At 23.4% G+C, this 11,767-nt stretch carries 9 protein-coding genes; 8 read left to right on the top strand and 1 reads right to left on the bottom strand.

The window, feature by feature from the left end; translation table 4 throughout:
- The first annotated feature begins 236 nt into the window (after window positions 1-236).
- Window positions 237-1,811 carry a hypothetical protein gene (locus AACL04_RS01045; protein WP_339030607.1) on the top strand — a complete coding sequence of 525 codons (1,575 nt, stop codon included), beginning with the start codon at window positions 237-239 and terminating at the stop codon, window positions 1,809-1,811.
- Between the two features lie 114 nt (window positions 1,812-1,925).
- Here the strand turns inward: AACL04_RS01045 and AACL04_RS01050 are convergent, their stop codons facing one another.
- Window positions 1,926-3,878: an ABC transporter ATP-binding protein gene (locus tag AACL04_RS01050; RefSeq protein WP_339030609.1), complete on the bottom strand. Its 1,953-nt coding sequence runs from the start codon at window positions 3,876-3,878 to the stop codon at window positions 1,926-1,928.
- A gap of 140 nt (window positions 3,879-4,018) precedes the next feature.
- Here AACL04_RS01050 and AACL04_RS01055 point away from each other — a divergent pair, with 140 nt between their 5' ends.
- The 7 genes from AACL04_RS01055 to AACL04_RS01085 all read left to right on the top strand — a co-directional run bounded on the left by AACL04_RS01055 (window position 4,019) and on the right by AACL04_RS01085 (window position 11,693).
- Window positions 4,019-4,456, top strand: coding sequence for a MarR family winged helix-turn-helix transcriptional regulator (locus AACL04_RS01055; protein ID WP_339030610.1), 438 nt, complete (start codon window positions 4,019-4,021; stop codon window positions 4,454-4,456).
- A 242-nt stretch (window positions 4,457-4,698) separates the two neighbouring features.
- A complete protein-coding gene (locus tag AACL04_RS01060; RefSeq protein ID WP_339030612.1) occupies window positions 4,699-5,076 on the top strand; it encodes a lipoprotein in 378 nt (125 codons plus the stop codon).
- Window positions 5,077-5,211: 135 nt separating this feature from the next.
- Entirely contained in the window at window positions 5,212-5,784 is a 573-nt protein-coding gene (locus AACL04_RS01065) for a putative cysteine peptidase (RefSeq protein WP_339030614.1), read from the top strand.
- 279 nt (window positions 5,785-6,063) lie between these two features.
- The gene (locus AACL04_RS01070; protein ID WP_339030615.1) at window positions 6,064-6,441 is read left to right on the top strand and encodes a lipoprotein; all 378 of its coding nucleotides are present in this window, start codon (window positions 6,064-6,066) and stop codon (window positions 6,439-6,441) included.
- Between the two features lie 718 nt (window positions 6,442-7,159).
- Window positions 7,160-8,998 (top strand): lipoprotein, encoded by a 1,839-nt coding sequence (locus tag AACL04_RS01075; protein WP_339030617.1) that lies wholly within the window; start codon window positions 7,160-7,162, stop codon window positions 8,996-8,998.
- 16 nt (window positions 8,999-9,014) lie between these two features.
- Window positions 9,015-10,772 carry an ABC transporter permease gene (locus AACL04_RS01080; protein ID WP_339030619.1) on the top strand — a complete coding sequence of 586 codons (1,758 nt, stop codon included), beginning with the start codon at window positions 9,015-9,017 and terminating at the stop codon, window positions 10,770-10,772.
- A gap of 3 nt (window positions 10,773-10,775) precedes the next feature.
- Window positions 10,776-11,693 carry an ABC transporter ATP-binding protein gene (locus tag AACL04_RS01085; protein WP_339030621.1) on the top strand — a complete coding sequence of 306 codons (918 nt, stop codon included), beginning with the start codon at window positions 10,776-10,778 and terminating at the stop codon, window positions 11,691-11,693.
- The last annotated feature ends 74 nt before the right edge of the window (window positions 11,694-11,767 follow it).

Genomic DNA, 11,767 nt, shown 5'->3' on the forward strand with positions numbered 1-11,767 from the left:
ATAATATTTCAGAATTAATTTATATACTTATAAAAATATAAGTGAAAATATTTTTATTTGAATTAAACATTTAATAGTCTATTAAATGTTTTTTTATATTTAATAAGTAATTAAAGTACTTTAAGCTTTTAATTTAAAACAATATCTTTAATTAGTAAATATATAATAAAAATATTGTATTTATCAATTAGGGATGTTGGGCGGGTTATGAAAGAAAGGGAAATTACAATTAATATATGAAAAAAATATTAAATCTTTTCGGAATTGTATCACTATCATCAGTTAACTTACTTCAGAACTCTTGAGTGAAAAATTCAAAAGAAGATATTAAAATATCAAATAAAATTAATCAGCAACTGAATAGTAACTCTTGTGATTGTTCAGATGTAATAACAAGCTATAAAGAATTTATAGCCTATAAAAGTGATTCTTATATATCACGAGTTAATCAATTATCTTTAGATCAATGAACTCTAAATTTTTTATTCAATGCTTTTAGAGCTAATCCAAAATTGGATTATACAGATGTGGAGAATTTTTTATCCAATTCAATTTTAGACTTTTCTTATAGCAAAAATACCAAAGCAAAAGAAGCAATATCTAAAGCAATAATAAGTCATGGTTTTAAATATGCCAATTATCAAGTTGGTGGAGTTTTTATTAAAGTGGAGGAAAGAAGGTATGATTCACCTGGTTATGAATGATGAATTAATGGTTTGGAAGTAGGGATTTTTGACACAACAAAAAGACAACCGTTAGAACAGGAAATATACTCTGATATAAAATTTAGTAAAGCTTTAAACTTATCTGAACCTTTTGAAAGAAAGACAATTGAGAGTGGAGGATTAATGAGTTATCATTCAATGCCAAGATTTGCATCGAATATCTCAATGCTCAAAGAAGATTTTGCTTATCTTTCTTTTCCTGATGCTAAAATGGAAGGAATTCTAATTGATGAATATAATGAAATCTATCAAAGATATAACTACTCAAAAGCTTTTAATGGATCAGATTTATATCAATCATTTAAAACCTATGATTTAAAATGGAATGGAAATAATGAAAATGAGTATTATTTAAATACAGAATTACAAGAAACATTTACTTATCAAAAGTTAGATCCATCCATTTTTCTAATTAATGATACTGAAGTTAAATTAATTTTTAGACAAAACTCTGAATTTAAAAATAAATATGACATTTGATTAGAAAATAAACATCATTTTCAAAATTATCGTCCTTTTTTTGAAGAAACCTCTATGACTTTTAATTTTAATTTAAATAATAAAATAGCTTTTTTTAATACATTAGAACTAAAAGAGGTTGAGAATGTATACAATAAAAAAATATTAGCAAGAGAAAAAAATCTTTCAAATGAAAGAATATTTCCTCCAATAGGGGGAAGTCCATTTTTAACAAGAATTATTTATGACGACTTTCATAATGACTTTTGAGGAATGGAAGTCTATTTAAATAGAGAAGCACTTAACTCACTTGCTAATATGATTTGTATTGGAAAAGATAATAATCAACCTTTTATAAACATAGTAAGAGAATTATTAATGTTAGCGGCACCCGAATATTTTGAATACACAATTGAAGAACAAAATTTAATTGTAACTCAAATTGATGCAGCAATTAGAAATAGATATGATAATCATCCAAATTATTTATCTCTTTTCTTTAATGAATTTTATTATAATGAAGAGGCTACAATTGGAGTTTGAATTCAAGCAAAGAACTTTGAAAATGGAGATCCTAATAATGTTGACTATGATATAGAAAATTGAGATTCTCCACCTCATAATTAGATAGCAAGATTTTAATAAATTTATATTTTTATAACTAATATATAAAAAGTAAATATTTATTATGGGAATTAGATATTAAAAAAAGCAGACTGATAATCTGCTTTTTTTAATGAACTATTTTGATAGTTGGTATAAAGTCTTAAATAAACCTTCTATAGATATAAGTTTTTCAAAGTTTCCAGTTTCAACAATTCCTTTATCTTGTTCTAATACATAAATTTCATCAAAGTTTTTAATTGTGCTTAATCGATGGGCAATTGAAATTGTTGTTCTTCCTTCCATTAGTTTTTCTAACTCTTTTTGAATCTCAGATTCAACAATATTATCAAGTGCACTTGTAGCTTCATCTAAAATTAATATTTCAGGATTTTTTAAAATAAGTCTTGCAATTACAAGCCTTTGTTTTTGACCACCACTTAATTGTGCACCACGTTCAGATAGAATTGTTTCATATTGATTTGGTCATTGCATAATTAATTCATGCATTTTTGCCTTTTTACAAGCTTCAATAATATCTTCATTAGTTTTATTTTCTAATCCATAGGCAACATTTTCAAAGATAGTACCACTTAAAATTTGTGGTTCTTGATCAACATAACCAATTTTATCTAATCATGATTTTAAATTTAAATCCTTTAATTTCATTTTATTATTTATTAGAATTTCTCCTTGTTGAGGATCATAGAAGCGCAATAATAATTTTGCTATTGTAGATTTCCCACTTCCTGTTGGTCCAACAAAAGCATATTTTTTACCTTTGACTAATCTAACATTTAAATCTTTAATAACATGCTTATCAGTGTCAGGATACATAAAATCAATATTTTTTAGTTCAATAGAATTAATTTTTTCATTAATTTCTTTTTCATTAAATTTTTCAATAGTAATTTCACTTTTTAAAATTTCACTAACATTGTTAGCTGAAATTCTGGCATGGGGAACAGCTGAAATTACTTGTCTTAATTGCATAATTGGAATTGTCATTACAATTACACCTGTTGTAAAAGCAGTAATAATACTGATTAAAGATTGAGTATTATTATAGAATAGAAATACTCCAAAGATAATAGAGGCCATTGAGAAACTACCAATCCCTCCAATTATTAATGCAGAAGGGACTTCTGAAGCAAAGAATTTTTTCTTTTCTTTTTTTGAAACTCTTTCAATCATTTCATTAAAATGATTTTTCTCATGTTTAAATGTTCCCATAGATTTTATTAATCTAATACTGTAAATTTTTTCACTAATATCATTGTCTAAATTTTGTGTAATTTTGCTAATTTTTTTAGTAGCACTATTTGATATTAAAATAGTGATAAAGATTATTATCATAAATGCTAATAATAGTCCAAAAACACAAAGTGCTAATTTTCAACTAATATTGAACATTAGAATAGCTGAAAATAGGATTGTAACTGTTGAAAGTAAATAAATAATTGGAGCTTCTTTAATAAAAGAAGAGACAATTGAACTATCCTTAATAATAGTTGAAATCAATTGACCAGCTTTATTAGAATTAAAATAATTTAAATCTTGATCAACTATTTTATTAATTAATTTAGCTTTTAATTGATTTTCATAGGCTTGAGCAATATAGCCACTTACAATAAAGTTTAAGTAAGAAAGCATAACAACGAAAATAACATCAACAATCATTGAATAGGCAAGAGTGAATAGTTTAAAATCTCCTCCTAAAATCTTAATATAAAGTTTGTTACCATCATAATAAACAAAATCATAAAAAAACTTTTGAATGATTTGCTCATAGACATTAGAACCTAGTGATATTGCACTAAGCATTTGTTCTAATTCTTCTTGTGTAATTTGAAGTCCAATTTCTTGAACTATTTCATAGATATCTGTTGTATTAATTGATTGCATAGAATCAAGAACACTTTTTGATACTAATAAAGCTGTAATAAGTTCAATTGCTTTAATATTTCATATGAATAATAAAGCAATTGAAATTGTTAAAGTTAACATTAAAAAAGTTAAAACCTTTTTATTTTTCATAGCTTGAAATAAGTGAGAATAGAGTTCAACTTTTTTTCTTTTTTTAATAACCATTTTTCAATTCCTTTCTTTTTTTCTTTATAATATTTAATAGTTATAAAATGATTTATTTTTAATAAAATCATTTATTTCAAATAAACTTACTTGTTTCATTTGAAATAAGATAATCTTATAACATTATTAGTGGGGTGTCAATGAAAAAACAATATAATTTAGATAATTTAAGTACCCTTGTTAAAGGTAATTTAGTTATCATTATAATAAGTAAAAGAATCAGTAAAGATATGATGAAAAAGTATCCAGATCTCTATTCATTAGCATATCTGCATTTAATGTTTATTAAAAATGTTGAAGGAATTAGTCAAGTAGAACTAGCGGATTTAACTAATACAAATACTTCAACCATGCACAGAAACATTAAATCATTAACTGATAATAACTATATTTTCAAAAGGATTTCTACAAGAGCAAATGAAAATGAAATTTACTTAACTCAAAAAGGTGAACAAGTAGTAAAAGATATAATTGAATGAGTTAATGAATATGAAAAAGAAATGGGTTTTAATGAAGAAAATACAATAGAATTAACAATGATGTTTAAAAAAATAATCAATAAGTATTCTGATTTTTAATATCAGAAATTATTAAAACAATTTAAATAATAGCTTATTAAAAAGCTATATGAGAATAGGCAAAATAATAGATCTTTTAATAGTATGCTATCTTTTTATCATCTTTAAATTCCCAATAAATAACACTTTTATATTTGAATTTTATACAATAAGTTATAAAATAATTATGTAATTAAATAAACTATAATAATTTTTTAGTTTATAAAATTATAAAATAGGTATTAATAATAAAGGGGTAAATTATGAAAAAATTATTAACAATTTTGGGAGCAAGTTGTTTATCAATTACAGCTAGTTCTAACGTAGTTTCTTGTTTTGATACTACACCAAAAATTAAACATACATTCGCTGATGAATTTGACATCTTTGAACTTGGCGATATTTCAGGACAAGAAGATGTACCAACATTGGAAACAATATATGATGCTATATTCAAAGCTCATGAAAATGTTATTGACTGAAGATTAACAGTCGAGTTTGAATGAATTGTATTTGTAGATACACCAACAAATGAATCTTGTATAATTAAAGTAATTGATAAAATGGCTGTTCCTTTTCATACAGGAGAAGTCACATTTACATATAAATATCAACAGATATTGGAACCTGAAATTTCTTAAGATTTTTTTCTTGAACAAAGAGATATTAAAAGAAGAACTGGTTCTTTAAAAGAAATAAGTAAATTCTCAAATTTAGTTTCTAATTGAAAATGAATTGCAAATTTAACATTATCATCTCAATTAGCTTATACTGATTTGAAAAGTTATGGAGCAAGTAGTGGTCAAGGATTATGCGAATATATAGCATTAAATATTTTAATAAATTATTCTCAAATATTTGGTAAGCATAATTTATATTCTACTTATAATAAAAATAAATATTTTTATCAGTTAAATTCTAAAGATGTAAGGCATTATGAATATGGTAGTGGTAATAAAAAAGCGATTCCTTATTTAATGTATGATAAAATTCGCTCAGATAAAGGGGGAAAATGAACTGACATTCGTGAAGGTAAAAGTATGAGAAAAATTATGAAGAAATGACTAAGTGATTATTCAAATAATTTAATTGATGATTATTCAGTTAGTTGATCACATACTTCAAAACCTGAAACTTGAATAAAAAAATATAATAGACCAGTATTACTTTCATTTTTTGCTAAAGGAGAGGCGCATTCAATTGTAATATATGGTTATAATAGTTCGACTGAAGAATATGCAGTTAATTATGGTTGACCTGGTATTGATAATGGGAAGCAAATAATTAAAAAATCTGAAATATGATCATATTTCAGTATGGGCTTTTGATATGGTCTAAGAGATAAATAAAATTAAATAATTTATTTGTCCAAAATAGTCAGTCAAGAAAATGGATAACTTTAAAAAGACTAAGCAGTTAATAGAAAGGTTGTCAATTTTTTCTGGCCAAATAATAGATCTTTTAAGAGTATTCTAACTTTTTATCATTTTTAAATTCACAATAAATAGCACTTTTATATTTGAATTTTATACAATAAGTTATAAAATAATTATGTAATTAAATAAGCTATAATAATTTTTTAGTTTATAAAATTATAAAATAGGTATTAATAATGAAAGGGTAACATTATGAAAAAATTATTAGGATTATTAGGGGCAAGCTGCTTATCAATTACAGCTAGTTCTAACGTAGTTTCTTGTTTTGATACTACACCAAAAATTAAACAAACATTTGCCGATGAATTTAAAGTTTTTGAGCTTGGTAATATTTCAGGAGAAGAAGAAGTACCAACTTTGGAAACAATATATGATGCTATATTAAAAGCTCATGAAAATATTACTGACTGAAGATTAACAGTTGATTTTGAATGAATTGTATTTGTAGATATACCAACTAATGAATCTTGTACAATTAAAGTGATTGATAAATGAGCTATTCCTTTTTATACAGGAGAAGTCACATTTACATATAAATATCAAAAGATATTAGAACCTGAATTTTTTTAATTTATTTCTTGAACAAAGAGATATTAAAAGAAGAACTGTTTCTTTAGAAGAAATAAGTAAAATCTGAAATTTAGTCTCTAATTGAAAATCAATAGCAAATTTATAATTAGTATCTCAATTATCTTATACTGATTTGAAAAATTATGAAGAAATGACTAGGTGATTATTCAGTTAGTTGATCACATACTTCAAAACCTGAAACTTGAATAAAAAAATATAATAGACCAGTATTACTTTCATTTTTTTAAGGGTGAGGCGCATTCAATTGTAATATATGGTTATAATAGTTCAACTGAAGAATATGCAGTTAATTATGGTTGACCTTTCAGTGATAATCGAGTACAAATAATTAAAAAATTTGAAATATGATCATATTTCAGTATGGGCTTTTAATATGGTCTAAGACATAAATAAAATTAAATAATTTATTTGGCTTTTTTAAATTTTATATTTAATTTGAGAGTACTAAAAGTTTTCAATTTACCAGTAGTTAAAATCTACTGGTTTTTTTAATTTTTTTAAAATAAAAAAATATAAAAGAGATTTTGAATTACTAATTAGTTCTTATATGAGTGAAGTTATTTTAATAACTAAAAGTCTAATAATTTATTATACTCCTTTAAATATAAACTTTACTTTTTTTATCTTTTGCTTGCTTTTTTTTTTTTTTTTCTATAATTAACCTAGATTATTAACAATAATCAAAGGAGGAATAAAAATGAAAAAATTATTAAGCTTATTAACTGCTTTTAGTTTAGTTGCAACAAGTAGTGTAACTGTAGTTGCTTGCGGAGACAAAACAGTTGAACCCCCAATTACTGAAGATAATAGTCAATTAATTAAGGAGTTAAAAACTGAAACTAATGAGATTTTTAAAAAGCACTTAGAGAATAATGTTTATAAAAATTTAATTGGATTACCAGAAATGGAAGTAAATAATAAGTTCTTAACTAAAAACAAGATTAAACAATACCAAGGTAAAACAGTAGGAGAAATTGATCCTTATGATCTACAACAATTAGAAATAGATATGAAAAAAGTTTTAGATATTAATGAGCTAACAAAGTCACTAAATCAATTAAAAAATGTAAACAAATATAAAATTCTTTTAAATGATGTTGAAAGTTTAATTAAAAATCTAATTTTTGATTGAGATACATTAGTAATTAAGGCTCATGAAGAAGATAAAATATATTTAGGAAATGTAATTATTGATTATAAAATTGAAGTTCAATATAAAGGAGTCAAAGATATTGAGACTTTTAATATCAATGATAATTTTAAGTATACTTCAACTAATAGTGAAGCCCTGAAAAAAGGAAGTGATGACTTTTATCAAAATATTGCTAGAGATTACTTATCTTCTGAAAATGCTATTGATAAAAAACATACAAATTTAAAATGAAATGATATTAAAGGTTCAAAAGATGAGTCAGATGGTTATGGAGTTTATGATGCTGAGTTTAAAAAATACTATCAAGACAATGCAAAGACAAACGGATTTGAAGGCTCAATGACTAATTTTATTAAAAATAATTATTTCAGTGAAGTAAGTAGTTCATTGCCACTTTCTTTTGAAGGAGATTTAATCTACAGATCATCTGACATGAATAAATACTCAATGTTTAATTCAATAAACACTGTAAAAAGTTATGAAAATGCCAACTCAATTAAATTAGATTATAAAACTGATGAGGGAAAGATATTGCTAAATACTATTTTTAGAAATGATCCAAATAAACCAGAAACTCAACAAGCATTAGTAAATAGTTATTTTACAAATGATAATTATAAAACTTGAGAAGAGCAATATAATCTTGCAAAAGAAAATTTCTTAAAAGAATTATCAATTGATAAAGAATCTTCACTTGTCCAGACAAATGAGTTTAAAAGTTCATTAGCATTAGGATATGTTAATTTAACTGGTCTATCAATTAATTTAGCAGATGGTAACTATATTCATGAATTACCTGATTTTAGAATAGCTGTTAATTATTTAATTGATGTTCAACAACCAACAAGTAAAGTTTTAGATAACTTATCTAAGTTTTCTGTAAATAGTTTAAAAGCGTGACACAAAACAATGGGAGTAAGTTATGGCTATGTATATCCAGAATATAATTCTGCTCAGGATTTTTTAATGGTTATTAAAAGTTCAAATCTAACTAATAGATTTGTAGAAAAAAATAAGACCACAGCTTGATACAATAATAACTCCTTCAATTTCTATTTAAATCTAGGCTTAAGCAACAGATTTGAATTTACAGAAGATAGATTAAATATGCTAAATCAAGCTAAACTTTCTGAAACTTCAATATATTCTTTAGGATTGCAACAAAAAATACATTCAAGTTCAGATAATGTATGAAATTATACAGACTTTGATTGAATTACAGATAAAAATGGAATTAGTTTAAAATGAAATGATGGAAATAGGAATATAAATAATAGCATTATGCTTTGAGATTTAGGTTATATTAATTTTTATATTGATTTAGATCAAATTACATTAGGTTCTAAAACTTTAGGTCAAAAGGACTTTATTAAATTTATCTAATGGAATTTAATAAATAATGAAAAAAATTATACCAGGCATTTGAATAATAAAATATAGTTTTAAATCTATTATAAAAGAGAGATCTTTTATAATATTTAATGGACTATATTTATTGTTTTCTTTTCTAATTGCAATTTATTCAGTTTTTCAAAGAAATAATAGTAATTTCTTGTTAATTTTTGATTACTTTGTTCTATTAACTATTTTTATAATATTATTTATTTTATGTTTACGATTGGCTCAATATTTTTATGTTGTGAAAAGAGACGATAAGACTTTAAATATAATAGTCACTCAGCAATTATCAAGAGCTAAATTATTTAGTTATCAATTTATGGCATTTATTTTATTAATGTTTTTTAATATATTAATTACGTATTTATTGATAAATCTTATTAATATGCTTTTTTTAGTGCAAGTAAATTTCTTTTTACTAAGAGTTACAACAACTTATTTTGTTTATGCTTTTATAAGTTGCTTATTTTTAATTAATTTTTTTCTACTAATATCTTTATTTGCAAATATTCAAGTTTCAACTATTATAGCAACTTTAATATTGGCAAGTTCTTTTATTAGTAATTTACCTTATACTTTTTTAATCCAAGGTGAAGAAAATAAAAGCATAACTTTTTCTTATAAAAATGCAAATACCGCCATGTCAGTCAATGAGATATATGATTCTTATAATCTTAAAAATCATGTTTTAAATAAAAAAATTAAATACTCTAATTTGAGTTTTGAAATATATAACAATTTTATAGATAATCAATTTGAAACAGATCCAAATTCAATAAATAATAATTTTAGTAATGCTTCTAGCATTCAAAAAAGAATTAATTTTTGATTGGATTTGGGCATTGTAGAAGAAAAGCAACAGATAGTAGAATTAAATGAACCTACAAAAATTATTGCAGTAAATAATAATTCACAATTATCAAAATGAAAAGGTGATGAAGTTAATTTAAAGTTTGAATTAAAGTATAGATTCTTAACAGTTGAAGAGTTAGAAAATAAAATTAAAGCAAATTCCTTTAGTAAAGAACAAGAAAAAATTATTAAAGAGTTTATTGAATTTACAAATTTTATAATAAAAATTAATAATAATTTTCAAGATAAGTTCTATGATTTATTTGATGTATTTATTTTTCTTAATGAAAAGGATAATATTGAGAAAAACTATATAAAAAATGTTACCAAGCCAGAGGAAGAAAAAATGTTATTAAATGATAAAAACATAGTGGAAATTTATCAAAGCTATTTCTCATTTTCTGATAATAAATTGAGATTGGAAAGTTCTAAAGTAAGTAATTTAATACAAGAAACATTATTTTTTCCAACAATGTTAAGTATTAGAATTTTAGAAAACTATTTTATACGTTATACAAATAATATGGTTATTTTTGAAAATAGCAGTGTAATTAAAAACGAAAATTGAACAAAATATATTAAATCAAGAAATTTATATAATATTTCATTTCAATTTAATTTTATTTCCAATATGTTGCAAAATTATACATATTTTGGTGGGAGAAGCTATGATCATATATGATTTGAACCAGAGAGTTCAAGTAAAATATACTTTAATAAGCAAGATAACTTGTTTATTTCTCAGCCATCTTATGTGTTTAAAATTGATTCAGACAACAAATTAGATTCTCAAACATATAATAATTTCATTAAACCTTATTATTATGTAATTTTTCAAGCCATAATTACTATTATTAATTATTATGTTGCAAAAAATAAATTTAGAAAGTTAGATTTAACAGGATAAAGTATGGAACAAATAATAAAATTTGAAAATTATATAAAAAAATTTAAAAAGAAAGTTATTGGTCCTTTGAATTGTTCAATTCAAAAAGGAAGAATAACAGCTTTGCTTGGAAGTAGTGGTAGTGGTAAAACTGTTGTAATCAATTCATTATTAGGAATAATTAAGGAATTTAAAGGAGATATTAAAATTGAAAATATCTCTAGAAAAAAGGGCAGATACTTTTTAGTAAATAGTAAAATAGGTTATTATACTCAAATGGATTTTTCATTATATGTTGTAAGTGCCTATAAGTTTTTATTGGATATGTGTATAGTGATGGGTCTAACTAAAGATACTTCAAAAAAAAGAATTGAATATTGAATGAAATATTTTGATATTTGAGAGTCAAGAAATAAGCCAATTAGAAGTTTTTCATGAGGAATGAAAAATAGAATGAATTTAATATTGTGTTTTATTAAAGAACCAGAAATTATTATTCTTGATGAACCGGGAGCTAATTTAGATTCGTATTGAAGAAATAAAATTAAAACATTATTGATGGACGCTAAAAAAGATGGCAAAACAATAATAGTTACTGTTCACAATATTGATGAAATAGCAGATATTATTGATGATTTTATAATTATTGATAATGGGCAAGACATATTTAATGGTTCAGCTGAAAAATTAAATGTTTATTCAAAATATAAAGTATACATAAGTGAACAATTTGAAGTACAAAACTTCAGAAATTTCCTATTAAATAACAATATCAAATCCTTTAAATATGATGATATTGAAAATTCTTTAGTAGTTGCAATTGAGAATTTCAAGCAACTAAACTTCTTATTTTTATATTTAATTAAAAATAATTTGCCCTTAAAAAACTTGCTTAAATTACCCATTAATATGGAAGCTATTTATAAAGCTTTGGAAAATTAATTTCATAGTTAACTTTAATTATGTAAGTATTGATTATATTGACAAAATTATATTTTTTAAAAAAAGAACTTGCT

The organism is Spiroplasma endosymbiont of Cantharis nigra (assembly GCF_964019925.1).
Lineage (GTDB): Bacteria > Bacillota_I > Bacilli_A > Mycoplasmatales > Mycoplasmataceae > Spiroplasma_A.